Origin of the sequence: Streptomyces sp. JB150 (assembly GCF_011193355.1) — a bacterium.
In the GTDB taxonomy this organism is placed as follows: Bacteria; Actinomycetota; Actinomycetes; order Streptomycetales; family Streptomycetaceae; genus Streptomyces.
In genome coordinates this window covers 5,268,917-5,294,494 of sequence record NZ_CP049780.1, presented here as the reverse complement: position 1 = coordinate 5,294,494, position 25,578 = coordinate 5,268,917, and the positions used below count along the sequence as shown (strand labels likewise).

The 25,578-nt window shown below is 72.9% G+C and carries 22 protein-coding genes and 1 riboswitch; of the genes, 10 read left to right on the top strand and 12 right to left on the bottom strand.

Translation table 11 applies throughout. The annotated features are described in order from the left end of the window. Positions 1–316 precede the first annotated feature (316 nt). The 3 genes from G7Z13_RS24560 to G7Z13_RS24550 all read right to left on the bottom strand — a co-directional run bounded on the left by G7Z13_RS24560 (position 317) and on the right by G7Z13_RS24550 (position 2,868). Entirely contained in the window at positions 317–1,093 is a 777-nt protein-coding gene (locus G7Z13_RS24560; protein ID WP_166005259.1) for an enhanced serine sensitivity protein SseB C-terminal domain-containing protein, read from the bottom strand. Between the two features lie 217 nt (positions 1,094–1,310). Beyond that, positions 1,311–2,102: an enhanced serine sensitivity protein SseB gene (locus G7Z13_RS24555; RefSeq protein ID WP_166002399.1), complete on the bottom strand. Its 792-nt coding sequence runs from the start codon at positions 2,100–2,102 to the stop codon at positions 1,311–1,313. A 94-nt stretch (positions 2,103–2,196) separates the two neighbouring features. Beyond that, positions 2,197–2,868 carry an AAA family ATPase gene (locus G7Z13_RS24550; protein ID WP_166002398.1) on the bottom strand — a complete coding sequence of 224 codons (672 nt, stop codon included), beginning with the start codon at positions 2,866–2,868 and terminating at the stop codon, positions 2,197–2,199. Between the two features lie 178 nt (positions 2,869–3,046). Next, positions 3,047–3,146: riboswitch (glycine riboswitch) on the top strand. Positions 3,147–3,319: 173 nt separating this feature from the next. Here G7Z13_RS24550 and gcvT point away from each other — a divergent pair. The 5 genes from gcvT (at position 3,320) to G7Z13_RS24525 (ending at position 8,316) form a co-directional block, all read left to right on the top strand. After that, positions 3,320–4,447, top strand: a complete 1,128-nt coding sequence (gene gcvT, locus G7Z13_RS24545) for a glycine cleavage system aminomethyltransferase GcvT (RefSeq protein ID WP_166002397.1) — start codon at positions 3,320–3,322, stop codon at positions 4,445–4,447. Positions 4,448–4,557: 110 nt separating this feature from the next. Then, positions 4,558–4,935, top strand: a complete 378-nt coding sequence (gene gcvH, locus G7Z13_RS24540) for a glycine cleavage system protein GcvH (protein ID WP_166002396.1) — start codon at positions 4,558–4,560, stop codon at positions 4,933–4,935. Between the two features lie 14 nt (positions 4,936–4,949). Continuing rightward, entirely contained in the window at positions 4,950–6,215 is a 1,266-nt protein-coding gene (glyA, locus tag G7Z13_RS24535) for a serine hydroxymethyltransferase (protein ID WP_166002395.1), read from the top strand. Between the two features lie 65 nt (positions 6,216–6,280). Beyond that, complete coding sequence (locus tag G7Z13_RS24530; RefSeq protein ID WP_166002394.1) at positions 6,281–7,648, top strand: L-serine ammonia-lyase; 1,368 nt, start codon at positions 6,281–6,283, stop codon at positions 7,646–7,648. 122 nt (positions 7,649–7,770) lie between these two features. Next, on the top strand, positions 7,771–8,316 hold the full coding sequence (locus G7Z13_RS24525; RefSeq protein WP_166002393.1) for an MOSC domain-containing protein: 546 nt from the start codon (positions 7,771–7,773) through the stop codon (positions 8,314–8,316). Position 8,317: 1 nt separating this feature from the next. On the opposite strand, the gene G7Z13_RS24520 is transcribed toward G7Z13_RS24525, so the two are convergent. The 3 genes from G7Z13_RS24520 to G7Z13_RS24510 are packed head-to-tail and all read right to left on the bottom strand — an operon-like array spanning position 8,318 to position 10,302. Then, positions 8,318–9,121 carry an NAD(P)-binding domain-containing protein gene (locus G7Z13_RS24520; RefSeq protein WP_277347414.1) on the bottom strand — a complete coding sequence of 268 codons (804 nt, stop codon included), beginning with the start codon at positions 9,119–9,121 and terminating at the stop codon, positions 8,318–8,320. Further along, a complete protein-coding gene (locus G7Z13_RS24515) occupies positions 9,118–9,330 on the bottom strand; it encodes an EF-hand domain-containing protein (RefSeq protein WP_043504252.1) in 213 nt (70 codons plus the stop codon). The genes G7Z13_RS24520 and G7Z13_RS24515 overlap by 4 nt, the downstream gene beginning before the upstream one ends. Before the next feature lie 60 nt (positions 9,331–9,390). Then, on the bottom strand, positions 9,391–10,302 hold the full coding sequence (locus G7Z13_RS24510; protein WP_166002391.1) for a MerR family transcriptional regulator: 912 nt from the start codon (positions 10,300–10,302) through the stop codon (positions 9,391–9,393). Between the two features lie 47 nt (positions 10,303–10,349). Between G7Z13_RS24510 and G7Z13_RS24505 the strand changes: the two genes are divergently transcribed. Continuing rightward, complete coding sequence (locus G7Z13_RS24505; protein ID WP_166002390.1) at positions 10,350–10,991, top strand: GNAT family N-acetyltransferase; 642 nt, start codon at positions 10,350–10,352, stop codon at positions 10,989–10,991. Positions 10,992–10,994: 3 nt separating this feature from the next. Here the strand turns inward: G7Z13_RS24505 and G7Z13_RS24500 are convergent, their stop codons facing one another. From G7Z13_RS24500 to G7Z13_RS24475, 6 genes are all read right to left on the bottom strand, one after another. After that, complete coding sequence (locus G7Z13_RS24500) at positions 10,995–12,173, bottom strand: YncE family protein (RefSeq protein ID WP_166002389.1); 1,179 nt, start codon at positions 12,171–12,173, stop codon at positions 10,995–10,997. After that, positions 12,173–12,988, bottom strand: coding sequence for a polysaccharide deacetylase family protein (locus G7Z13_RS24495; RefSeq protein ID WP_240926338.1), 816 nt, complete (start codon positions 12,986–12,988; stop codon positions 12,173–12,175). The genes G7Z13_RS24500 and G7Z13_RS24495 overlap by 1 nt, the downstream gene beginning before the upstream one ends. A gap of 87 nt (positions 12,989–13,075) precedes the next feature. After that, positions 13,076–13,579, bottom strand: a complete 504-nt coding sequence (locus G7Z13_RS24490; RefSeq protein WP_166002387.1) for an ATP-binding protein — start codon at positions 13,577–13,579, stop codon at positions 13,076–13,078. A gap of 276 nt (positions 13,580–13,855) precedes the next feature. Beyond that, positions 13,856–14,623, bottom strand: a complete 768-nt coding sequence (locus tag G7Z13_RS24485) for an enoyl-CoA hydratase-related protein (protein ID WP_166002386.1) — start codon at positions 14,621–14,623, stop codon at positions 13,856–13,858. Positions 14,624–14,699: 76 nt separating this feature from the next. After that, positions 14,700–15,950, bottom strand: a complete 1,251-nt coding sequence (locus tag G7Z13_RS24480; RefSeq protein WP_166002385.1) for an Ig-like domain-containing protein — start codon at positions 15,948–15,950, stop codon at positions 14,700–14,702. A 186-nt stretch (positions 15,951–16,136) separates the two neighbouring features. Then, positions 16,137–17,384, bottom strand: coding sequence for an Ig-like domain-containing protein (locus G7Z13_RS24475; RefSeq protein WP_166002384.1), 1,248 nt, complete (start codon positions 17,382–17,384; stop codon positions 16,137–16,139). Between the two features lie 154 nt (positions 17,385–17,538). Between G7Z13_RS24475 and glgX the strand changes: the two genes are divergently transcribed. The 4 genes from glgX (at position 17,539) to G7Z13_RS24455 (ending at position 25,193) form a co-directional block, all read left to right on the top strand. Beyond that, the gene (gene glgX / locus G7Z13_RS24470) at positions 17,539–19,770 is read left to right on the top strand and encodes a glycogen debranching protein GlgX (protein WP_166002383.1); all 2,232 of its coding nucleotides are present in this window, start codon (positions 17,539–17,541) and stop codon (positions 19,768–19,770) included. Between the two features lie 285 nt (positions 19,771–20,055). Further along, on the top strand, positions 20,056–21,456 hold the full coding sequence (locus tag G7Z13_RS24465) for a sulfatase-like hydrolase/transferase (protein ID WP_166002382.1): 1,401 nt from the start codon (positions 20,056–20,058) through the stop codon (positions 21,454–21,456). Between the two features lie 75 nt (positions 21,457–21,531). Continuing rightward, complete coding sequence (locus tag G7Z13_RS24460; protein WP_166002381.1) at positions 21,532–23,343, top strand: ABC transporter ATP-binding protein; 1,812 nt, start codon at positions 21,532–21,534, stop codon at positions 23,341–23,343. Then, positions 23,340–25,193, top strand: a complete 1,854-nt coding sequence (locus tag G7Z13_RS24455; RefSeq protein ID WP_166002380.1) for an ABC transporter ATP-binding protein — start codon at positions 23,340–23,342, stop codon at positions 25,191–25,193. The genes G7Z13_RS24460 and G7Z13_RS24455 overlap by 4 nt, the downstream gene beginning before the upstream one ends. Positions 25,194–25,578 lie beyond the last annotated feature (385 nt).

Here is a 25,578-nt window from a genome sequence, read left to right as displayed (position 1 = left end):
CGGCGGTAGCCGGCCCGCACTTGCCGCTGTAGCGGCGTGATCAGTCCGTCGTACACAAGGGGCGAACACCCGGGCGAACACCCCTGGTGCGGGAGTCTTCAACGCTTTGGCGATCTGTTGCCAGACTTGGCGGTGAATGGATGCGTAACCGTGATGCTGTCTGCCGGGTTCCGTTATCCGAACGGTGTGTAACGCGGGCCGGACGCGGACCAGTTGGGGCAATCAGGACAGAACTGCCTTTTCTGCCCTGCCTCTACGCGCGAAGAGGCGCCGGGGACCCGCACCCGACCGGGATGCGGACGGCGTCCGCGGGCGGTCAGTAGCGGCCCTGGACCGGCGGGGCCGGCGGGTAGCCGTAGCCGGCCGCCGGGGCCTGCGCGGGCGGCTGGGCGGGCACCGCGTGCGCCTCGCGGTCGTAGAACGGGCGGGCGTGGGCGCGCAGCCACATCGCGACCGGGTCGTACGGGTCGGACATCGCGACCGTCGACACCGGCAGGCCGTCCGGTACGGCGCCGATGGACTGCTGCATCATCGCGCGCACCGAGTCGACGGCGGCCGGGGAGGTGTCGTACACGTCCAGCCCGATGGCGAGGTACGGGGCGCCGAGCGCGGGCTGCACCCAGGCGCGGCGCAGGGAGCGCACCGCGGGGGTGCGATGGGCGTTCTGGGTGAGCAGGGCGTAGAACGCGGGGATCTCGATGGTCGGCTCGGCGAGCCGCAGCGGCCCGGCGGGCTGGCGGTCCAGGCCCGTGGCGATCCGGCGCAGGTCGAGCCAGGGGATGCCGACGCCGCCGCCGGGGGCGTGCGGGTTCAGCCAGAGGCCGTAGTGCTCGGGGTAGAGGGTGCGGGCCACGTCGACGCCGTCGACCACTTCGTAACTGCGGTTCCAGCCGCTGGCGGACAGCTCCTGGGCGGAGGTGACGCAGGGGGCGTACCCGTGGCCGTCGACCTCCATCGTGCCGTACTGGGCGTCGGGGCTGCCGGCCTGGCCGTGCCACAGCAGCATCCAGACCTGGCCGGACGAGGGGGTCGCGAGGGCGCGCAGCAGGGCCTCGTAGGCGTCGTAGCGGCCGGGGGTGACCTGGCGCAGCATGTGCTCGACCTGGCCTGCGGCGGCCGTGCCAGCGCTCACTCTTCAACGCCCCTTCGTATAACGCCCTGTTTTTCGAGCCGTGCCCTAGCTTAAGGGTGCTCGCCGGGTCGGGAGCCGGTGCCGCATCGCGGCCGCGGCCGGCGCACGGCCGGTCGCGCCCCAGGGGCCCATGGGGCGCAGCCGCGTCCCGGCACCGCCCCGCGTCCCTGGAGGCGCTTCAGCCCCGGGTGTAGAAGGGGCGGACCCGCTCGCGCATCCAGCGGCCCACCGGGTCCTCCGCCACGTCGAGGAGGACCAGGTTGACGGGCCACCGCACGGGGACCCTGGCCAGGGCCCGGCCGAGGGCGTCCAGGGGCAGGGCGCGGGCGTCGCCCTCCCACTGGGCGAGTTCGACGCCGACGAACATCACCGGGTCGGCGGTCTCGATGGCCGCGAGGCAGCGGCGGGCGGTGAGCACGGCCGCGGTGCCGTCGAACTCGGCGGAGGCGGCGGAGAGGAAGTCGACCGGGTCGTCCTGCCAGTCCGGCTCGAAGAGGCGGACGCGGCCGCCGCTCGCGGGCCCGTCCAGCGGGGTGCGGCCGGCCCGGCACAGCTCGGCGACGGCGGGCGGGGGCAGCGGGACGCCGACCACACCGCCGGGGTTCAGGGCGATGCCGGCCTGCGGCGGCAGCCCGCGCGCGAACTCCACGGCCGGGGCGATGGTGTACGCCATGTGGGCGCCGGCGACCTGGCGCAGCTGCTCCTCGGAGCTGAACACCGGGACGTAGGCCTGGCCCTCGATCTCCATGGCCGGCAGGTCGAGCGAGCCGCTGTCCGGACCGCCGCCCTGCGGCAGCGGCACCCACACGAAGCTGCGGCCGAGCACCTCGACGATCCGCCCGCCGGCCGACGGGCCCGCCCCGAGGGACGCGGACAGCACCTCCTCCAACTCGTTGCCGGGCCAGCCGCCGTGCGGCTGCGGGTGCGTCTGCGCCGGGAAGTCCGCGGAAAAACCCGCCGGGAAGTCCATCTGCCTACCGCCTGCTCAAGAACACTGCACTGCCTGTGCCCGCCCAGGCTAACGGGTGCGTCCGGGCCCCGTGCCGCCCGCGCGGCCCGTCCGCTCAGCCGGTGAAGCCGATGCGGCGGAGGGTGTTCGCGGCGTCGCGGTCGAGGAGGACGGCGGAGGTGCAGCCGTGCGGGAGCCGGCCGTGTTCGATGGCGTGCAGGAGGCGGGTGGCGGCGGTGCGATGGCGGAGGAAGGCGTACCGCGAGACGCCGCGGCCGCGGGCGCGCTGGCCGGCCAGCGCCTGTTCGGGGGTGACGTCGAGGAGCAGGAGGTGGAGGGTACCGCCGCGGCGGCGGGCCTCGCGGGCCAGCCAGCGGCGCACCCAGGCCTGGGTGCCGCAGTCGTGGACGACGACGCCCTCGCCGGTGCGCAGGGCGCGGCGCAGACCGGCGTAGTGGGCGAGGCGGACCAGGGGGCGGTAGACCGCGTACGGCAGCCAGGGCGGCGTCCGGCGGTCGAAGCGGTCGCGGGTGTCCTGGGAGTCGACGCGCCGGGCGCCGCGCACCGTGCGGCGCATCAGGGTCGACTTGCCGCTGCCGGGCAGTCCGGTGACGACCGCGAGGTCCCGGGGTCCGAAGAGCAGCGCGTGCGGGCTGCGGCCGCCGCGCTCGCGCAGGTCGCGGACGACGGGTGCGGGCAGCGAGTGGCAGGCCTCCTTCACCGGGACGCCCGGCCGGCCGGGCACCGCGATGCCGGTGGTGGTCGCGTAGGCCCTGGTCCTGTTCACCGTGATCGTCCTCCCTGGGGCGGTTCACGTGTTCCCATGCCCATCGAGTGTAAAGAGAAGGTAATCCGCGATGTCTCGTGTTTTCGTTCTCGTACCGCCACAGCCCGGTTACAGATGTGGTCTGCCACGATCCGGCCCGGCGTGCAATGATGTGCGCGCCAACTGCATACCGGCCGTTTGAATCCGCGCGGGAGAGTCCCCGGCCACCGTGTCGCCGGGGCGCCGAAGGAGCAAGTCCCTCCCTTGAATCTCTCAGGCCCCGTTACCGCGCGGGCGAGGCACATCTGAAAAGCGGGCCGCTCCCGTCCTCGGCGAGGAGATCCGGCCCCACCCAAGGTGCAAGCCGTGATCGTCCCTCTGGCGGTCGCGGCGAACCTCTCAGGTTCCGATGACAGATGGGGAGGACCTGCCCTCGCCCGCATGCGTTCATGCCCTGGGAGACGACCGACCGATGAGCAGTACCGAACCCTCGCAGAAGCGTCACACCGCGCTCGATGCCGTGCATCGCTCGCTGGGCGCGACGATGACCGACTTCGCCGGCTGGGACATGCCGCTGCGCTACGGCTCGGAGCGCGACGAGCACCACGCCGTGCGCACCAGGGCCGGTCTCTTCGACCTCTCCCACATGGGTGAGATCACCGTGACCGGTCCCCAGGCCGCCGCGCTGCTGAACTACGCCCTGGTCGGCAACATCGCCTCCGTCGGCGTGGGCCGCGCCCGCTACACCATGATCTGCCAGGAGGACGGCGGCATCCTCGACGACCTGATCGTCTACCGCCTGGCCGAGACCGAGTACATGGTCGTGGCCAACGCCTCCAACGCCCAGGTCGTGCTCGACGCGCTCACCGAGCGCTCCGCCGGCTTCGACGCCGAGGTGCGCGACGACCGGGACGCGTACGCGCTGATCGCCGTCCAGGGCCCGGCGTCCCCGCAGATTTTGGCGAGCGTCACCGACGCCGACCTCGACGGCCTGAAGTACTACGCCGGGCTGCCCGGCACCGTCGCCGGTGTCCCCGCGCTGATCGCCCGCACCGGCTACACCGGCGAGGACGGCTTCGAGCTGTTCGTGAGGCCGGAGCACGCCGTGGAGCTGTGGCAGGCGCTGACCAAGGCCGGCGAGGGCGCGGGCCTGGTGCCGTGCGGCCTGTCCTGCCGGGACACCCTGCGCCTGGAGGCGGGCATGCCGCTGTACGGGCACGAGCTGTCGACCTCGCTGACCCCGTTCGACGCCGGGCTCGGCCGGGTGGTCAAGTTCGACAAGGAGGGCGACTTCGTGGGCCGCGAGGCGCTCGCCGAGGCCGCCGCGCGCGCCGGGCAGAACCCGCCGCGCGTCCTCGTCGGGCTGGTCGCCGAGGGCCGCCGGGTCCCGCGCGCCGGGTACGCGGTCGTCGCGGACGGCGAGGTCATCGGCGAGGTCACCTCCGGCGCGCCCTCCCCGACGCTGGGCAAGCCGATCGCCATGGCCTACGTGGACGCCGCGCACGCCGCTCCGGGCACGCCGGGCGTGGGCGTGGACATCCGGGGCAGTCACGAGCCGTACGAGGTCGTCGCGCTCCCCTTCTACAAGCGCCAGAAGTAGCCACCGAGCGCGGTCCCGTACGTGACACCGCGCACCTTCGCGCTGCTCACGCACGGTTCCGGCAGTCCCCCATTCATCAGCACTCCCCCGCGTACAGGAGAATTCAGGCCATGAGCAACCCCCAGCAGCTGCGCTACAGCAAGGAGCACGAGTGGCTGTCGGCCGCCGAGGACGGCGTCGCGACGGTCGGCATCACGGAGCACGCGGCCAACGCGCTCGGCGATGTCGTCTTCGTGCAGCTCCCGGAGGTCGGTGACACCGTGTCCGCGGGCGAGACCTGCGGCGAGCTGGAGTCGACCAAGTCGGTCAGCGACCTGTACTCCCCGGTGTCCGGCGAGGTCACCGAGGTCAACGAGGACGTCGTCAACGACCCGTCGCTGGTGAACTCCGCGCCCTTCGAGGGCGGCTGGCTGTTCAAGGTACGCGTCACGGAGGAGCCGTCCGACCTGCTCTCCGCCGACGAGTACACCGCCTTTTCCGCCGGCTGAGGAGCCCGCCACCGATGACTGTCCTGAACACGCCCCTGCACGAGCTGGACCCGGAGGTCGCGGCCGCCGTCGACGCCGAGCTGCGCCGCCAGCAGTCCACCCTGGAGATGATCGCCTCCGAGAACTTCGCCCCGCTGGCGGTCATGGAGGCCCAGGGCTCGGTCCTGACCAACAAGTACGCCGAGGGCTACCCGGGCCGCCGCTACTACGGCGGCTGCGAGCACGTCGACGTCACCGAGCAGCTCGCCATCGACCGGGTCAAGGAGCTGTTCGGCGCCGAGTACGCCAACGTGCAGCCGCACTCGGGCGCCTCCGCCAACCAGGCCGCGCTGTTCGCCCTGGCCCAGCCCGGCGACACCATCCTGGGCCTGGACCTGGCGCACGGCGGTCACCTCACCCACGGGATGCGGCTGAACTTCTCCGGCAAGCAGTTCGACGTGGTCGCGTACCACGTGGACGACAACGGCCTGGTCGACATGGCCGAGGTCGAGCGGCTCGCCAAGGAGCACCGCCCCAAGGTGATCATCGCGGGCTGGTCAGCGTACCCGCGCCGGCTCGACTTCGCCGAGTTCCGCCGGATCGCGGACGAGGTCGAGGCGTACCTGTGGGTCGACATGGCGCACTTCGCCGGTCTGGTCGCCGCCGGGCTGCACGAGAACCCGGTGCCGTACGCCGACGTCGTGACGTCCACCACGCACAAGACGCTGGGCGGCCCGCGCGGCGGCATCATCCTCGCCCGCGGCAAGGAGTTCGCGAAGAAGCTGAACTCCGCCGTCTTCCCGGGCTTCCAGGGCGGCCCCCTGGAGCACGTGATCGCGGCCAAGGCGGTCTCCTTCAAGATCGCCGCCTCGGAGGAGTTCAAGGAGCGCCAGCGCCGTACAGTGGAAGGCGCGCGGATCCTCGCCGAGCGGCTGACCGCCCCGGACGCGCGCGAGGCCGGGATCAACGTCCTCACCGGCGGCACCGACGTCCACCTGGTCCTGGTCGACCTGCGTGAGTCGGAGCTGGACGGGCAGCAGGCCGAGGACCGGCTCCACGAGGTCGGCATCACCGTCAACCGCAACGCGGTCCCCAACGACCCGCGTCCGCCGATGGTGACGTCCGGCCTGCGGATCGGCACGCCCGCGCTCGCCACCCGCGGCTTCACGGCCGAGGACTTCCGCGAGGTCGCGGACGTGATCGCGCAGGCGCTCAAGCCGGCCTGCGACATCGAGGCACTGAAGTCCAGGGTCACCGCCCTGGCGGACAAGCACCCGCTCTACCCGAGCGTCGGCAAGTAAGCACCACCCCGTGCGGGGCACCCCACCGGGTGCCCCGCCACCACCCGTATTGCGAGGAGTCTGACGTGGCCATCTCGGTCTTCGACCTGTTCTCGATCGGCATCGGCCCGTCCAGTTCCCACACGGTCGGCCCGATGCGCGCGGCCCGCATGTTCGCGCGCCGGCTGCGCAACGAGGGCCTGCTGGACTCGGTCACCACCGTCCGCACCGAGCTGTACGGCTCGCTGGGCGCCACCGGCCACGGCCACGGCACCCCCAAGGCGGTGCTGCTCGGCCTGGAGGGCGACTCGCCGCGCACGGTCGACGTGGAGACCGCCGACGAGCGGGTGGAGACGATCAAGGCCGAGCGCCGGCTGCGGCTGCTCGGCGAGCGCGAGATCGCCTTCGACTTCGACGCGGACCTGGTCCTGCACCGCCGCAAGACGCTGCCGTACCACGCCAACGGCATGACGCTGTGGGCCTACGACGCCGACGGCGCCGAGCTGCTGACCAAGACGTACTACTCGGTGGGCGGCGGTTTCGTCGTCGACGAGGACGCGGTCGGCGCGGACCGCATCAAGCTCGACGACACGGTGCTGAAGTACCCCTTCCGCACCGGTGACGAGCTGCTGCGCCTGACCAAGGAGACCGGCCTGTCGATCTCCGCGCTGATGCTGGAGAACGAGCGGGCCTGGCGCACCGAGGAGGAGATCCGCGCGGGCCTGCTGGAGATCTGGCGGGTGATGCGCGAGTGCGTGGAGCGCGGCATGTCCCGCGAGGGCATCCTGCCGGGCGGGCTGCGGGTCAAGCGCCGGGCGGCGACGACCGCGCGCAAGCTGCGCTCCGAGGGCGACCCGCAGGCCCTGGCGATGGAGTGGATCACCCTCTACGCCATGGCGGTCAACGAGGAGAACGCGGCCGGCGGGCGCGTGGTGACCGCCCCGACCAACGGCGCGGCCGGGATCATCCCCGCGGTCCTGCACTACTACATCAACTTCGTGCCCGGCGCCGACGAGGAGGGCGTGGTCCGCTTCCTGCTCGCCGCCGGCGCCATCGGCATGCTCTTCAAGGAGAACGCCTCCATCTCCGGCGCCGAGGTCGGCTGCCAGGGCGAGGTGGGCTCGGCCTGCTCCATGGCCGCGGGCGCCCTCGCGGAGGTGCTGGGCGGCTCCCCCGAGCAGGTGGAGAACGCCGCCGAGATCGGCATGGAGCACAACCTGGGCCTCACCTGCGACCCGGTCGGCGGCCTGGTGCAGATCCCGTGCATCGAGCGCAACGGCATGGCCGCCGTGAAGGCGGTCACGGCCGCGCGGATGGCGATGCGCGGCGACGGCTCCCACAAGGTGTCGCTGGACAAGGTCATCAAGACGATGAAGGACACCGGCGCGGACATGTCGGTGAAGTACAAGGAGACGGCGCGCGGCGGGCTGGCGGTCAACATCATCGAGTGCTGATGCGCCACTCGGCGTCACTGGAGTGGTGCGCTCCGCTACCGGCGGTGGCGTGACAGCTTGGAAGCGACGACGAGGGGAAAACCGCGTCTGTGGTGGCGCCGGCCGGTGGATACGCTGCGGTCATGAGCGAGATGACGATCAGCGCGGTGAGCAGCAGCGGCACCTACTCCTTCAGCAAGCCGAACCGCGCGAGCGTCACGCTCGTCGCGGGCCTCGGCGTCGAGGGCGACGTGCACGCCGGCGCGACGGTGCAGCACCGGTTCCGGATGGCGCAGGATCCGGCACAGCCGAATCTGCGGCAGGTCCACCTCCTGCACGAGGAGCTGTTCGACGAGGTCCGCGCCGCCGGTTTCGAGGTCGCCGCCGGGCAGCTCGGGGAGAACGTGACCACCCGCGGGGTCGATCTGCTCGGCCTGCCGACGGGCACCCGGCTGCACCTCGGGGACGAGGCCGTGGTCGAGGTGACCGGGCTGCGCAACCCGTGCGCGCAGATCGACCGGTTCCGCAAGGGCCTGCTGAAGCAGGTCGTCGGGCGGGGCGCCGACGGCGCGGCGCGGTTCAGGTCCGGGGTCATGAGCGTCGTGCTCACCGGGGGCGTGGTGCGGCCCGGCGACGCGGTGCGCGTCGAGCTGCCGGACGGACCGCACACGCCCCTGGCCCTCGTCTGAGTCAGCCCCGAAACTCCGGCGCCCGCTGCGGCGACGCCTCCGCCAGCGCCTTGCGCACCTCCTCCACGCCGCCCCGCAGACCGTAGACCGGCGTGCCGGGCTGCTGGCGCCAGGAGTCGTCGAGGCCGCCGGCGTCGACGGTGTCGAAGCCGAGTTCGTCGATCAGCGCCCGCACCTTCCGCTTGGCGGCCTCGTCGTCGCCCGCCACCGGCACGGCCAGCCGGCCGGGGTCGCCGGCCGGGCGCGGGCGGTCGAGGAGGTCCTGGGCGTAGGTGCCGTTGAACGCCTTGATCACCGGGTGCCCGAGGTGGCGTTCGGTCCAGCGGCTCTCGGTCAGCCCCTCGTCCTCGATGCCCGCGATCCGCCCGTCGCGCTCGCGCGGGTAGTAGTTGCCGGTGTCGATGACGGCGACCCCGTCGGCCGCCTCGTCGAACAGGCCGGACGGCAGGTCCGGCACCGCCTTCACCGGGACGGTGACGACGACGATCTCGGCGCCGCGCGCCGCCTCCTCCACCCGCACTGGCGTCGCCCCGGTCTCCTCGGCGAGCGCCGTGAGCGTGTGCGGTCCGCGCGAGTTGGCCACCGAGACGTCGTGCCCGAGCGCGGTGAGCCGCCGGGTGAGGTTGCCGCCGATGTTGCCCGCGCCGATGATGCCGATCTTCATGGCCGGCCCTTCCCAAGTCGTGGTTGCTGACGTGCCGTTGCGAGGGGCGACAACCCCGCGCCGGCCGGCGCTATTCCGGGCGCGAACGAGGGCGCCCGCATCCCGGGCGGGATACGGGCGCCCCTGTGCGGCACGCGTCACTTGTTCAGGTGGGCCCAGAACTCGTCGAACGACAGCAGCTTGTCGCCGTTGAGGTCACGGCTGGCGATGATCGCCTCGGCGACCGCCTCCGTGACGTTCCAGTCGCCGCCCTGGGCCAGGGCGGCCTTGAACTCGGCAGCGGTGATCTGGCCGTCCCCGTCCGTGTCGATCCGCTCGAACTGCTTGCGTGCTTCCTCTATGTCGGCCACCGGCCCGCCCCTCTTCGTCCTGCTCTGTTCTGTGATGCTGTCGCACTGACGCAGGTCAGATTAGCTGCCCGCGCTCGCGCGCAGTGCGGCGACCACCCAGGCGAAGTCCTCGGTGTGCGGTGGCGCGGGCTGCCGGTTGACGACGGCCAGCAGTTCCCGGTAGCGGGCGACCCGGTCGTCGAAGCCGGCCGTCATGCGGGCGAGGACGGCGCCGCGGTCGGCGTCACCGAACAGTTCCCGCAGCACCTCCTGCGCCTCGGGCGCCTCGGGGGCGACCCCGCGCCGCCGGACCGGTCCCACGAGCTCCACCAGGCGCTTGGCGAACCACAGGGACCGGCCGGGCGGCGCGTCGGGGTCCCGGTCGGCCGCGTTGTACTCCACGGCCCGCCGCATCTGCGCCCGGAAGTCCGGGTCCTGGAGCATCCCGGCCAGTTCCACCCAGGCGTCGACCTGCTCGGGGGTGGGATCGTCGGTGAGGTCGACGGAGGTCTGCCGGATCCGCTCCCGGACGTCCGGGTCGACGTTGTCGAGCCCGTGCAGCGCCTCCTCCGTGAACTCCCGCATGATCCGCTGCCGTTCCGCCGCCGACAGCCGTGCCAGCTTGTTCATCAGGGTCGTCTCCTCCGCCGTGGAACCGCGTCGCGCCACGTTCGACAGCACCGCACGGATCACCTTCAGCGACCGGATCTGCGCGTCCAGGGCCGCCACGTGGGCCGCCGCGACCTCCGCGACCGTCCGCTCCCCGGCCAGCACCCGGCGTACGTCGTCCAGGCCGAGGCCCAGTTCGCGCAGGGTGCGGATCAGGTCCAGGCGGGCGGCGGACGCGCTGTCGTAGAGCCGGTAGCCGCCGGCCGTCCGGGCCACCGGGGTCAGGATGCCCTCGTCGGACCAGTAGCGGATGGTGCGCACGGTCAGTCCGGTGGCCCGTGCCAGCTCGCCGATGGTGAGGAGTCCGGTGCCGTGATCGCTCATGTCTGGGAGTCTGGGCCTTCCCGTGGGTGGAGACTCAAGGAGCCGGCGTGGGGCAGACTCTGCGGGACATTCTGGACGCGGCGGCGCGGGGCGTCTTCCCTCCGGCGGACGGCGGGACGACCGTGGTGCCGCAGCCCTGCGACCGGGACGCGGGTGTCCTGTCGTTCACCGCGCACTCGGTGGTCTTCACGGACGAGGACCCGCGGTGGGTGTACGGCACACTGGCCGCCCTGGACTGCGACGCGCTCGCCGCGACGCTGAACCCGCGCTTCCTGACGGCCTTCCTGGAGCGCACCGGGCGGACGACGGACACCGTCGACGCGGTCCTGGTGGCCACTCCCCTGCCGGGCGAGCCGTCGCTCGCGCTGGAGGAGATCGACTCCCGCCATCCGCGCGTCGCCTACGCCCGCGCCCGCCGCGACGACGTGCGCGCCTGGGCGGCCGAGGGCGCGGTGCTGGTGATGGGGCGCGGGGTCGCCGGGCGGCTGGAGGTGTCCGTGGAGGTGGACGAGGACGTACGGCACCGGGGGCTGGGGCGGGCGCTGGTGTCGGCGGCCCGCCGGCTCGCCGGCGAGCCGCTGTGGGCGCAGGTGGCGCCGGGGAACGCCCGCAGCATCCGGGCGTTCCAGGCGGCGGGCTACCGGCAGGTGGGCGCGGAGGTGCTGCTGCGCCGCGCCCACCGGCGGTAGGGGTCAGCGGAAGATGCCGGTGTGGCCGAGCGAGTAGCGGCCCGGCTGCGGGTAGACGGCAAGGCCGTGCGGGCCATTGCCGACGGGGATGCGGGCGAGCTGGGTGCCGGTGCGGGTGTCGATGGCGTACACCTCGGCGTCGTAACGCCCGGACAGCCACAGCACCTTGCCGTCGGCGGAGACGCCGCCCATGTCGGGGCTGCCGCCGCCGGGCAGGTGCCACTTCCTGGTCACCTTGTTCTGGGCGAAGTCGAAGACGGAGACCGAGCCCTCGCCGCGGTTGGAGACGTACATCTCGCGGGAGTCGCGGCTGACGTACAGGCCGTGGCAGCCCTTGCCGGTGGGCAGCAGCTTCGGCTGGTCGAAGGTGTCGCCGTCCAGGACCCACATGCCGTCGGCCATCATGTCGGCGATGTAGAACCGCTTGCCGTCCGGGGAGATCTTCACGTCCTGCGGCATGGCGCCCTCGAACGGCAGTTTCTGCTGGCCGACCACCTCCATCCTCTCGGTGTCGACCTTCAGCAGTTCGCCGCTGAACTCGCAGGAGACGATGAAGTAGCGGCCGTCGAGGGAGAAGTCGGCGTGGTTGACGCCGTAGCAGGTGACCGGCTCGGTCTTGACCCGCTTCATGGTGTGCGGGTCGCGGAAGACGAGTTCGCGGTCGAGGGAGGCCATCACGACGGCGTACTTGCCGTTGGGGGTGAAGTACAGGTTGTACGGGTCGTGCACCTCGACGGGCTTGCCCGCCTTGCCGGTCCTCGGGTCGATCGGGGTGAGGGTGTGGCCGCGGTTGTTGTTGACCCACAGCGTCTTCATGTCCCAGGACGGCACGACGTGCTGCGGCTGCCGTCCGACGGGGATGGTGTCGATGATCTCGTACGTCTTCGGGTCGATGACGGAGACCGTGTCGGACTCGGTGTTGGGGACGTAGACCCGCGACGGGAAGTCCTTGACGACCGGGGAGAGCCTGTTGGGGCGGTCGGCGGCGTAGACGTCCTTCGGGTCGAGCACCGGAGGCATCCCCGGCAGGCCGTTGACCTCCGGCTTCTTCGGCGGGGCGGGCACCGCGGCCTGCGGGCTGCGGGGCGTGCGGGTCTCGGTGCGGGTGTCGGTGCCGCAGGCGGCGAGGGCGACGAGTGCGGCACCGGCGACGAGGGCGCGGGTGGCGAGGGTGCGTGGCATCAGCGGATCAGCTCCGTGGCGGTCACCGCGGTGAGCCCGCGGCGGTCGAGTTCTTCCAGTACGGCGGGGAGGGCGGCGACCGTGTCCGCGTAACCGAAGTGCAGGCTCACGATCGATCCGGGGCGGACCTGGGCGAGCACCGTGCGGGTGACGGCGGGGGCGCCGGGTCCGGTGAAGTCGAGCGAGTCGACGTCGTACGACAGCAGGTGCGGGTAGCCCGCGCGGTGGGCGAGGCGTTCGACGAGGGGAGAGGCGCGGGCGGCGCGGGAGGGGCGGAAGAAGCTGCCGATCGAGCCGGTGAGCCGTTTCAGGCGGTGGGCGCAGTCGGCGATCTCGGCGTGCGCCCGCGCCTCCGGCAGGGCGTTGACGTCCAGGTGATGCTGGGTGTGGTTGCCGAGTTCGTGGCCGCCGTCGAGGATGCGGCGGGCCAGCCGCGGGTGTGCGTCGAGCCAGCTGCCGACGGCGAGCACGGTGACCCGGGCGCCGCGGCGTTCCGCCTGGGTGAGGAGCGCGTGGGCGGTGGCGGGGTCGCCGTCGCCGTGGAAGGTGAGGGCCACCCGCGGGTGACCGCGCGGTCCGTGCGCGATCTGCCCGGGACGGCCGGGGAAGCGGTGCGGGGGCGAGGCGGGTTCGGAAAGCGAGGGGAGCGCGGGGGCGCGCCCGGAGGTCGCGGGGGCGGGCGTGGTCCCGGAGGGCGCGGAGGCGGGCTCGGGGTGGGCGACGGCGCCGCCGGAGGTGCAGGCGGCGGTCAGGGCACCCGCGGCGACGAGGCCCGCGCCGGTACGCAGCGCCGCGCGACGGTCGGTCGTGGTCACGCGGCCATTTATAGGGGGGTCACGGACGAAATCGGGCGATTGACCCATCTGGCGGTGCGGTGCCCTCGGCCGCCCGCGCGACGGGGTTCAGCGGTCCGCCACCCGCATCTCGAACCAGGTCGTCTTGCCGCGCGGGAGCAGGTCGACGCCCCAGCGGTCGGAGAGCTTGTCGACGAGGAAGAGGCCCCGCCCGCTGACGTCCATCTCCTGGACCGGCATCAGGCAGGGCAGGCCGCGGGACGGGTCGCGGACCTCGATGCGGATCCGGCCGCGCAGACGGCGCATCCGGAGCCCGAAGATCCGCGCCCCGGTGTGGCGGACGGCGTTGCCGACCAGCTCGGAGACGAGCAGGACCGCGTCCTCGGTCAGCTTCGGGGTCAGTCCCCACTGGCGGAGGACCACCACCTGGGCCAGCCGGCGGGCCGTCGCCGCGGACTCCGCACGGGACGGCAGCGCGACCTCGCCTTCGGTGGGGTTGCCGAACAACTCCAGTGCCCTGAGCGCCAGTTCGTCCTCGACCGCGGGCGACCAGCGCGCCGCGGTGGCACGGCCGCGTCCTCGCGGCTGTTCGATGCCCTCCAGCCCCGCCATGCCCCCCATCATGGCCGCCCGGCGCGCCCTCCGGGGCCGTTCCGCGGGAATACGCCCCCGGTGCACCTTCGCTCCCGGCCATCCGTCCGGCATATGCCACAGGCAGAGAAAATCCGAACAGGCCCCGGCCGACCTGCGAAGACCGCTCGATCGGGCATACCGGGCGGGTACCCTCGCCGGAGCGGCTCACGGTCGCCCCAGGGCTCCGCGAACCGCCCCTTCGGGGGACCCGGACCGGACACCGGGTCAACGACGAGGCTCAGCCGCGCGGACGCTTCAGCGGAACTTCGCCTTGCCGGGGCCCTCTTCCACGAAGCTGCGCATGCCGATCGCCCGGTCCTCGGTGGCGAACAGCCCCGCGAACCAGTTGCGCTCCACGGCCAGGCCGGTGTCGATGTCGGTCTCCAGGCCGGTGTCGATCGACTCCTTGGCCGCGCGCAGCGCGATCGCCGGCCCCTGGGCCAGCTTCGCCGCCCAGGCACGAGCCGTCTCGTACACCTCTCCGGCCGGCACCACCCGGTCCACCAGGCCGAGCGCCAGCGCCTCGTCGGCCTTGACCTGACGGCCGGTGAAGATGAGGTCCTTGGCCTTGGAGGGGCCGATCAGCCGGGCGAGCCGCTGGGTGCCGCCCGCGCCGGGGATCAGGCCGAGCAGGATTTCCGGCTGGCCCAGCTTGGCGTTCTCCCCGGCGATCCGGTAGTCCGCGCACAGCGCCAGCTCGCAGCCGCCGCCCAGCGCGTACCCGGTCACCGCGGCGACCACCGGCTTGGGGATGCGGGCCACCGCCGTGAAGGAGTCCTGGAGGGCGCGGGCGCGCAGGACCATCGCGGTGTGGTCCATCTCCTGCATCTCCTTGATGTCCGCGCCGGCCGCGAACACCTTCTCCCCGCCGTAGATCACCACGGCGCGCACGTCGTCGCGGCGCGTGGCCTCCTCGGCGAGTTCCTTGAGGCGGTCCTGGGTGGCCACGTCCAGCGCGTTCATCGGCGGACGGTCCAGGCGCAGCGTGCCGACCCCGTCCGCGACTTCCAGATGTACGGTCATGGAGGCAGGTTAACGGGGACTAACGACAACGGGCCCGGTGCCGTAGCTCACACCGGGCCCGGACGCGCTCAGCGCGTCACGCCTTCCACTTCTCCCACGACATGTTCCAGCCGTTGAGGCCGTTGTCCGGGTCGATGATCCGGTCGTCGCTGTTCTTCACGACGACCACGTCGCCGATCATCGAGTTGTCGAAGAACCAGGCGGCGGGCGCGTCCTTGTCCCAGCCGCCGCGCACGTCGCGCAGGCCCACGCAGCCGTGGCTGACGTTGCGGTTGCCGAAGGCGTCGCCGCCCCAGTAGTTGCCGTGGATGAAGGTGCCCGAGGTGGACAGCCGCATGGCGTGCGGGACGTCCTTGATGTCGTACTCGCCGCCGTAGCCGACCGTCTCGCCGTTCATCCGGGTGACCGTCAGCTTCTCGCTGATGACCATCTGGCCGTTCCAGGTCTCGTAGCCCGGGGCGCCGGTGGTGACGGGGATGGTCTTGAGGACCTTGCCGTCCCGCATGACCTTCATCGTCAGCTTCTTCGCGTCGACGACGGAGACCTGCTCGCGGCCGATGGTGAAGGAGATGGTCTTGTCCTGCTCGCCGTAGACGCCGTCGCGGCCCTCGACGCCGTCCAGGTTGAGGTCGACGGTGACCTTGGTGCCGGCCTTCCAGTACTTCTCGGGCCGGAAGTCGAGGCGGTCGTTGCCGAACCAGTGGCCCTCGACCTCGACGGCCGGCTCGGTCCTGATCCTGATGGCCTTCTCGACGTCCTCCGGGTTGGTGATCCCCCGGGTGAAGCGGAGCGAGAACGGCATTCCGACGCCGACCGTGGAGCCGTCCTCGGGGGTGAAGTGCCCGATGAACGTGTTCTGCGGCGTCAGCGTGGTGAAGCGGGAGTCCTCGGCGGCGGTGCGCCCCGCGGAGTCCTTGGCGACCGCGTGCACCGAGTACGTGGTGGCGGCGGCCAGATGGGTGGACGGCGTCCAGGTGGCGCCGTCCCCGGATATCTTCCCGTCGACCTTCCCGCCCTTGGCGTCCTTGACGACGACCTCGGTGAGCTTGCCCTTCGCGGCGGTCACCTTGAGCGCGCCGCTGGTGTCGACGGACTTCGCGCCGTCCTTCGGGGCGATGGAGACGACCGCCTCCGACTGCCCGCTCACGGCGGTGGCCGAGTCCTTGCCCTTGCCCTCGCCCGGGTCGGAGGACCCGGCCTCCGAGCCGCCGCCGCACGCGGTGGCCGTCAGCAGCAACGCTCCGACTATCAGCGCGAGCGGCCCCCTGCCGCGTCCGCGCCCCCCGCGCGCGTCAACCGACGCCCCCGATATCGGTCGCACGTTCACCTTGTTCTCCCCTCCATGGGCCCGAAGCCGGGACCCTCACCGGGCCCGCGACCGGACCCTCAGCGGACTCCCCGGGGCCCGCTCCCCAGCGCGTCCCGCGCGCTCGGCGCATATTAACCACAAGGTCAGCGCGGCGAGCGCCCGGGAAATGTCACTGTTCGGTCCCAACCGTTCCCCCCTGTCCGGTCAGCTCACCGCGCTGCCCGCTTTCCACTGGTTCCAGCTCATGTTCCAGCCGCCGAGCCCGTTGGCCGGATCAACCGTTCTGTCGTTGCTGTTGACCACCTCGATGACGTCCCCGATGAGGCTGCGGTCGAAGAACCAGCCGGCCGGGGTGTCGGCGCCGCCGCCCTTGTCGTCGCGCAGGCCGACACAGCCGTGGCTGACGTTGGCCCGGCCGAAGACGCTGGGGTCCGCCCAGTAGTTGCCGTGCAGGAAGGTGCCGGAGTCGGTGAGCCGCATGGCGTGCGGGACGTCCGGGATGTCGTACTCGCCCTTGCCGTTCTTCTTCTTGAAGCCGACCGTGGCGCCGTTCATCCGGGTCACCTCGTACATCTCGGTGACCACCATCTTGCCGTTGTACGTGGTCGTCTTGGGGGCGCCCGCGGTGATGGGGACGGTGGCGACCAGGTCGCCGTCGCGCCGCACCTCCATGGTGTGCCGGGCGGCGTCGACGCGCGAGACCTGGCTGCGGCCGACGGTGAAGGTGAAGGTCTTGTGCTGCAGGCCGTAGACGCCGGGCGCGCCCTCGACGTCCCGCAGCCGCAGGTCGACGGTGACCTCGGTGCCGGGTTTCCAGTAGGAGCGCGGGCGGAAGTCGAGGCGGTCGTCGCCGAACCAGTGGGGGCGGATCTCGACGGCGGGTTTCGCGGTCACGCGGATGGCGCGTTCGACGGCCGCGCGGTGCTCGATCTCCCGGTTGAACACCATCGAGACGATCATCCCGGTGCCGACCGTGGCGCGGTTCTCGGGGCTGACGTAGCCGATGAAGCGTTCCCCGGGGACGTGCGTGGTGAAGGTGGTGTGCCGGGCGGAGCGGCGGCCGTCGCCGTCGACGGCGACCACGTCGACCGTGTACTTGGCGGCGAGCGCCAGGCGATCGTCGTGGGGTTCCCACCGCCGTCCGTCCGCGGAGATCCGGCCCGGCACCCGGGTCTCCTGCGCGTCCTGGGACTTCGTCACCTTCACCGTCTCCAAACGCCCGACGGGCACCCGGACGGCCAGGTCGGTGTCCGGCCGGACGTTCTTGCTGCCGTCGGCCGGAAAGACCCGGATGACGTCCTCGGGGGGCCGGGGTTTGCCGGGCCCGGACAAGCCGGTCCCGCCGGTGGAGTCCCCGGTGCAGCCGGCGGCCCCGGCCAGTAGTCCTGCCCATGTCATTACGGCGGCCAGTGCGGCCCTCGCGCGCCGCGCGCGCCCTTGTACGTGCCTCACAAACACGTCCAACGACGGCGCCCGCCCTGGGGAAACGTGAGTGCGACCCAAGCTCTGGGCAGAACAGTGGGGAGGACGACGCGGCGGGGAGCCGGGCCGGGACGCCACAGGCCTTGTTGTGCGCGTCGTTCCATGAGCCGTGGGAGGCGTACTGGTGTCCAGCACTGCCGAGCAGGAGACGCGTGCCGGGGAAGGACGTCCCGCCTCCGCGGTGAACGGCGCCGCGCGTGAGGCGCCTGCGATACCCGTGTGGCCGGGGGCGCCGACGCCGCTGGGCGCGCGCTTCCGGGTCGGGCCGGACGGGGTCGCGGGCACCAACTTCGCGTTGTGGGCGGGTGGGGCGGAGGCCGTGGAGCTGTGCCTGTTCGACGAGGCGGGCGGCGAGCGGCGGGTGCGGCTGACCGAGCTGACGCACGGGATCTGGCACGGCTTCGTGCCGGGCGTGCTGCCCGGCCAGCGGTACGGCTACCGGGTGCACGGCCGCTGGGACCCGTGGACCGGCGGCCGGTGGAACCCGGCGAAACTGCTGCTCGACCCGTACGCACGGGCGGTGGACGGCGAGTTCGCGCTGCCGCCCGAGGTGTACGGGCACGTGCGGGACTGGCCGCAGCAGCACGTCGCGGACACCGTGCGCGACGACCGCGACTCGGCGCCGTTCGTCCCCAAGGGCGTCGTCGTCCACGATGACGACGACTGGGCCGACGACCGCCGCCCGAAGACGCCCTGGGCCGACTCGGTGATCTACGAGCTGCACGTCAAGGGCTTCACCAAGCTGCACCCGGACATCCCCGAGGAGCTGCGCGGCACCTACGCCGGGCTCGCGCACCCGGCGGCGATCGCACACCTGACCAAGCTGGGGGTCACGGCCGTCGAACTGCTGCCCGTCCACCAGTTCGCCCACGAGGACCACCTGCTCGGGCGCGGCCTGAAGAACTACTGGGGCTACAACTCCATCGGCTACTTCGCGCCGCACGCCGCCTACGCCGCCTCCGGCAGCCGCGGCGGGCAGGTCGGCGAGTTCAAGCGGATGGTGCGCGCCCTGCACGCGGCCGGCATCGAGGTCATCCTCGACGTGGTCTACAACCACACCGCGGAGGCCGGCGAGCTGGGCCCCACGCTGTCCCTGAAGGGCATCGACAACCGGGGCTACTACCGGTTGCAGCCGGACGCCCGCCGGTACGCCGACTACACCGGCTGCGGCAACACCCTGCACGTCGTCCAGCCGCACGTGCTGCGCCTGATCACGGACTCGCTGCGGTACTGGGTGACCGAGATGGGCGTGGACGGCTTCCGCTTCGACCTGGCGGCGGCGCTGGCCCGCTCCATGCACGACGTCGACATGCTCTCCCCGTTCCTCGCGGTCATCGCCCAGGACCCGGTGCTGCGGCGGGTGAAGCTGATCGCCGAACCGTGGGACGTGGGCTCCGGTGGCTACCAGGTGGGCGCGTTCCCGCCGCTGTGGACGGAGTGGAACGACCGGTACCGCGACGCCGTGCGCGACTTCTGGCGCCACGCGCTGCCCGACGTGCGCGAGATGGGCTACCGGCTGTCGGGCTCCAGCGACCTGTACGCCTGGGGCGGGCGCAGGCCGTACGCGTCCGTCAACTTCATCACCGCGCACGACGGCTTCACGCTGCGCGACCTCGTGTCGTACGAGCGCAAGCACAACGAGGCCAACGGCGAGGGCAACCGGGACGGCTCGAACGACAACCGGTCCTGGAACTGCGGCGCCGAGGGCGAGACCGACGACGAGGCGGTGCGCGCGCTGCGCCGCCGCCAGCTGCGCAACCTGCTCACCACCCTGCTGCTGTCGACGGGCGTGCCCATGCTGGTCGCGGGCGACGAGCTGGGGCGCACCCAGGGCGGCAACAACAACGCGTACTGCCAGGACAACGAGACCAGCTGGATGGACTGGGGGCTGCGGGAGGAGCCCGGCTGGCAGGCGCTCTTCGACCTCACCGCGCGGCTGATCGCGCTGCGCCACCGGCATCCCGTGCTGCGCCGCCGGGCGTTCTTCTCGGGGCGGGCGCACTCGGCGGACGGCCTGCGGGACCTGGCGTGGTTCACCGCGCGGGGCACCGAGATGACCGAGCGGGACTGGTACGCGCCCGCCGCCACGCTCGGCATGTACCTGTCCGGGCGGGACATCCCGGGCCGCGACGAGCGGGGCGCGCCGATCCTCGACGACAGCTTCCTCGCCGTGCTGCACGCCGGGGAGCGGCCGGTGCGGTTCACCCTGCCGGGGCCGCCGTGGGCGCAACGGTACGAGGTGGTCGTCGACACGGCGCAGGAGGAACAGGCGGCGGCACCGGGCCGGGTCCACCGCGCGGGGACGGTAATCACGGTGCCGGAGCGGTCGGTGCTGCTGCTGCGGGTGGCCGGCTGAGGGGGCGTGAGGGCGGCGGCCGCAAGCGTGGCGGTGGCCGGCCGAGGGGGCGTGGCGGTGGCCGGCCGGGGTGGCGTGGAGTCGGCCGGCCGAGGGGGCGCCAGGGTGGCCGGCCGGTGCGTCGGGACGGTGGCCGGCCGGTGTGTCGGGACGGTGGCCGGAGCGCGTGGCGTGTGTGTCGGCGGCTGACGTGCGTGTTGCGGGAGCGTGAAGGTGTTGCCGGTGCGTGAAGTCCCGCGGTGAATCGTTGACCCTGTCCGGCGCCCGCTGACAGCGTCCCTGGGCATGCCCCAGATATCCCGCCGCGCCTTCGGCGGCCTCGTCGGCGGCGGTGCCGCGACCGCGTTCGCGGCGACGGCCCCCACCGCCGAGGCCGCCGCTCCCGCCGAACGCCCGTTCCGCGCCCGCCCCGCCGCGGGCGGCCACCGCAGGCCGAACGTCCTGTTCATCCTCGCCGACGACCTCGGCTGGGCGGACCTGTCGGTGTACGGCGCCCCGCACATCAGGACGCCGAACCTGGACCGGCTCGCCACGCAGGGCGTGCGCTTCACCGACGGCTACGCGGGCTCGGCGACCTGCTCCCCCACCCGGTTCAGCCTCTACACCGGGCGCTTCCCCGGCCGTACGCCGGGCGGGCTGGCGGAACCCATCGGCAACCGCACGCAGGGCCTCGACCCGGACCATCCCACCCTCGCGTCCCTGCTGAAGGAGGCGGGCTACGCCACCGCGCTGATCGGCAAGTGGCACTGCGGCTTCCTGCCCGACTACAGCCCCACGCGCTCCGGCTGGGACGAGTTCTTCGGCAACTTCGGCGGCGCGCTGGAGTACTTCTCCAAGCTGGGCCAGCTCGGCGAGTACGACCTCTACGAGGGGGACGCGACCTACCAGGACCTGCGCTACTACACGACCGTGCTGACCGAGCGCGCCGTCGAGTACGTCGGCCGGGACCACGAGCGGCCCTGGCTGCTCAACCTCAACTTCACCACCCCGCACTGGCCGTGGCTCGCGGAGGGCGACGAGGAGACCGGAGCCGAGATCGCGGCGCGGATCCGGGCGGGGCAGGTGCTGCCGGCGCTGCGGCACGACGACGGCGGCTCGGTGGCGAAGTACGCGCAGCTGGTGGAGAGCCTGGACGCGGCGGTCGGCCGGGTGCTGGCCGCGCTGCGCCGCTCCGGGCAGGAACGGGACACGGTCGTCGTGTTCGCCAGCGACAACGGCGGTGAGCGGTTCTCCTACCAGTGGCCGCTGAGCGGGGAGAAGTCCCAGCTGCTGGAGGGCGGCATCCGGGTGCCGACCATCCTGCGCTGGCCGGCCCGGATCGACGGCCGCCAGGTCAGCCACGAGCCCGTGTACTCCCCGGACTGGACGGCGACGCTGCTGGAGCTGGGGGGCGCGCGACCCGACCCGGCCTATCCGCTGGACGGCCACAGCCTGGCCGGATACCTGCTGCGCGGCGAGGCGCTGCCCGAGCGGGACCTGTTCTGGCGGGTGCGGGGGAACCGGGCGCTGCGGCGCGGGGACTTCAAGTACTACCAGGACGCGGCCGGCCGGGACCACCTCTACCACCTCGCCGAGGATTTGCGCGAACAGGCCGACCTCGCCGCCCAGCGGCCGGAGCTGCTGGCCGAACTGAAGGGGGCGTGGGAGGCGGTCGCGCGGGGGCTGCTGCCCTACCCGCGCGCCTGAGCACGCTCCCGGCCGAACCGCCGGGGCCGGAAAACTCGGTGGGCGTCGTCCGTCGCTGTCCGTAATCTCGACCTGATGCCGACGACACGTGCCACCACCGAAGAAGCCGGTCCCGACCAGCTTGCCGAACCGCCCGCCGGGCGCTCCGCCGTACGGACCCTGCTGCGGCTGTGGCCGTACGTGCGGCCGGTGCGGGCGCGGTTGGCCGCCGCCGCGCTCGTCGCGATCGTCGCCTCGTGTGCCGGCCTGGTCATTCCGCTGGTCCTGAAGTGGCTGGTGGACGGGCCGGTCGCCGAGCGGGACCCGGCGGGGGTGTGGCTGGGGGCGCTGTACCTGCTGCTGCTCGGGCTCGCCGAGGCCCTGCTGTTCGGGCTGCGGCGGTGGCTGGTGGCCCGGCCGCTGGCCGGGGTCGAGGCGGCGATGCGGGCGGACCTGTACCGGCATCTCCAGCGGCTGCCGGTGGCGTTCCACGACCGGTGGCCCTCGGGGCAGTTGCTGTCCCGGGGGACCGCCGATCTGGCGCTGCTGCGCATGTTCCTCGCCTTCCCGCTGACCTTCCTGCTGGTCAACGGGGTGACGATCCTCGTCGGTGTGGGCATCATGCTGGTCCAGGACTGGACGCTGGGGCTGGTGATCCTGGGGCCGGCCGTGCCGGTGATGGTGGTCTGCGCCGTCTTCGAGAAGCGGTACGCCCATGCCGCGCGGCGGGCGCAGGACCAGGTCGGCGATCTGACCACGGTCGTCGAGGAGAGCGTGCTCGGCATCCGGATCGTCAAGGGGTTCGGCCGCCACCGCAGCCAGGCGCGCGCCTTCCGCGAGCTGTCGCGCACCCTGCGCGGCACCGAGCTGCACAAGGCGCGGCTGCTGGCCACCATCTGGGTCGCCATGATGACGCTGCCCGAGGTGGCGATCGGGGCGGCCCTCGTGCTCGGCGCGGTGCGCGTCGCCGACGGCGACCTGTCCGCCGGCACCCTCGTCGCCTTCCTCTCCACCGCCCTCGCCCTGCGCTGGCCGGTCGACTCCATCGGCTTCCTCCTCGCCCTCAGCCAGGAGGCCGCGACGGCCACGGAGCGCTACTTCGAGGTCATGGACGCACATCCGGAGTCGTCCACCCCAGCGACGGCGGTGAGCGGTGACGGCGACCGGGGCCTGCGCTTCCACGGCGTCGGCTTCCGGTATCCGGACGCGCCGCCCGGTTCCCCGCCCGTGCTGGAGGGGATCGATCTGTGGATCCGGCCGGGGGAGTCGATGGCGCTGGTGGGGGCGACCGGGAGCGGGAAGACGACGCTGACCGCGCTGGTGCCGCGGCTGTACGAGGTGACACAGGGACGGATCACCCTCGACGGGGTGGACATCACCGCCATGTCCCGCGAGCAGCTGCGGACACGGGTCGCCGTCGCCTTCGAGGAGCCGACGCTGTTCTCGGCCACCGTCGCCGAGAACGTCCGGATGGGCGCGGGCGGCGGCGCGGACGCGGACGCGGTGGAGCGCGCGCTGGCGGTTGCGCAGGCGGACTTCGTGCACGCGCTGCCGCAGGGCGTGGACACCCAGGTCGGCGAGCAGGGGCTGAGCCTGTCCGGCGGGCAGCGGCAGCGGCTCGCGCTGGCCCGCGCGGTGGTGGGCCGGCCGGACTTCCTGGTCCTGGACGACCCGCTGTCCGCGCTGGACGTGCACACGGAGGCCGCGGTGGAGGCCGCGCTGCGCCGGGTGCTCGCCGGCACCACGGCGCTGATCGTGGCGCACCGCCCCTCCACGGTGCTGCTCGCCGACCGGGTCGCCCTCCTCTCCGGCGGCCGGATCACCGCCGTGGGCACCCATCAGGAACTGCTGCGCTCCCACGCCGAGTACGCCCATCTGATGTCTGGCGAAGAGGAGGAAGGCCGATGACGGCCACCACCACGGCCCCCGCCAAGGACGAGCCGGAGGAGCGGCGCGCGCCCGGTGGTGACCCCTTCGACCAGGACGTGCTGCCCACCCCGCCCGGCGCCACCGCCGCCCTGCTGCGGTCCCTGCTCGCCCCGATGAAGGCGCGCGTCGCGCTCACCACCCTGTTGCTGCTGCTCCAGCAGGCGGCGGTGCAGGCCGGCCCGCTGCTGGTGGCGTATGCCATCGACCACGCCGTGCCGGCGCTGCGCGCGGACGACCGCGGGCCGCTGGTCGCGGTGGCGGCGGGCTATCTGGTGTGCGCGCTGGCGGCCGGGGTGCTGCAGTACGGGTTCGTGCGGGCCTCCGCCCGGGTCAGCCAGGACGTGCTGCTGGACCTGCGCGGCCGGATCTTCCGTCACGCGCAGGCGCTCAGCATCGACTTCCACGAGCGCTACACCTCGGGCCGGCTGATCTCCCGCTCCACGAGCGACGTGGAGTCGCTGCGCGAGCTGCTGGAGGACGGCCTCCAGGAGCTGGTGATGGTGATCCTGTCGTGTGTGTACACGGCGGTGCTGCTGCTGTGGCTGGATCTGGGCCTGGGCGGGCTGGCGGTGGCGTCGTTCGTGCCGCTGTGGTGGCTGGTGCGGATGTACCGGCGCCGGGTGCAGCGGGTGTTCCTGCGGCGGTCGAGCGCCATCGCCGCGGTGATCGTGAAGTTCGTGGAGACGATGAACGGCATCCGGCCGGTGCGCGCGTTCCGCCGGGAGGCCGCGAACGACGCCGAGTTCCGGGAGCTGAACCGGCGCCACGAGCGCACCAACGGCGACGCGCTGCTGGAGATGGCCCGCTATGTCGTCGGCTCGCGGGTCGTGGGCAACACGGCGGTCGCGCTGCTCGTGCTGTGGGGCGCCTGGCGGGTGGCGGAGGGCACCCTGGCGCTGGGCGTGCTGGCGGCGGCGGTGCTGTACCTGCGGCGGATGTACGACCCGATCGACCGGTTCGGGATGTTCCTCAACTCGTACCAGTCGGCGGCGGCCTCCCTGGAGAAGATCGCCGGGCTGCTGGCGCAGACGCCGTCCGTGCCCGAGCCGTCCGCGCCGAGGCCCCTGCCGCCGCTGACGGACGCGGACCGCCCCGGCCGCGAGGTCGTCTTCGACGGCGTCCGGTTCGCCTACCGCACGGGCGGCGAGGTGCTGCCCCGCTTCGATCTGACCCTGCCGGCCGGGCAGACCGTCGCGGTGGTCGGCTCCACCGGCGCGGGCAAGTCCACGCTGGCCAAGCTGGTCGCCCGGTTCTACGACCCGACGGACGGCCGGGTGCTGCTGGACGGGGTGGACCTGCGCGAGCTGTCCACGGCGGAGCTGCGGCGCGGCGTGGTGATGGTGACGCAGGAGGCGTTCCTGTTCTCCGGCACGGTCGCCGAGAACATCGCCATCGGCCGCCCGGACGCGAGCCGCGAGGAGATCGAGCGGGCGGCGAAGGCGATCGGCGCGCACGACTTCATCAGCGCGCTGCCCGAGGGCTACGACACGGACGTCCGCAAGCGGGGCGGCCGTATCTCGGCCGGTCAGCGCCAGCTCGTGGCGTTCGCGCGGGCGCTGCTCGCCGACCCCGGGGTGCTGATCCTCGACGAGGCGACCAGTTCGCTGGACATCCCCGGCGAGCGGGCGGTGCAGCGGGCGATGGCGACGGTGCTGAACGGCCGTACGGCGGTGGTGATCGCGCACCGCCTGTCCACCGTGGAGATCGCGGACCGGGTGCTGGTGATGGAGCGGGGCCGGATCGTGGAGGACGGCACCCCGGCGGAACTGATCGCGGGCACGGGCCGGTTCGCGGCCCTGCACCGCGCCTGGCGGGACAGCCTGGCCTGAACGGCCCTCGCCGCGGGCCGGCGGCAGGGCTGCCGTGACAGCCGCCGGCCGGCGCCGGGCCGCCGCGGGCCACGGGGTGGCAGCGGGCCTCGCCACAGCCCTCACCGTGGCCCGGTGGCAGGCTGCCGCGACAGGCGCGGACCGGCGGCAGCGGGCCTCGCCACGGGGTGGCGGCGGGCCGCCGCGGGCCACGGGGTGGCAGCGGGCATCGCCACAGCCCTCGCCACCGGTCGGCGGCAGACTGCCGCGACAGCCGCGGGCCGGCGCCGGGCCGCTGCGGGCCACAGAGTGGCGGCGGACCTCGCCACGGCCCTCGCCGCGGGCCGGCGGCAGGCTGCCGCGACAGCCGCTGACCGGCGGCCGGCCGCCGCGCAAGCTGCTGGGG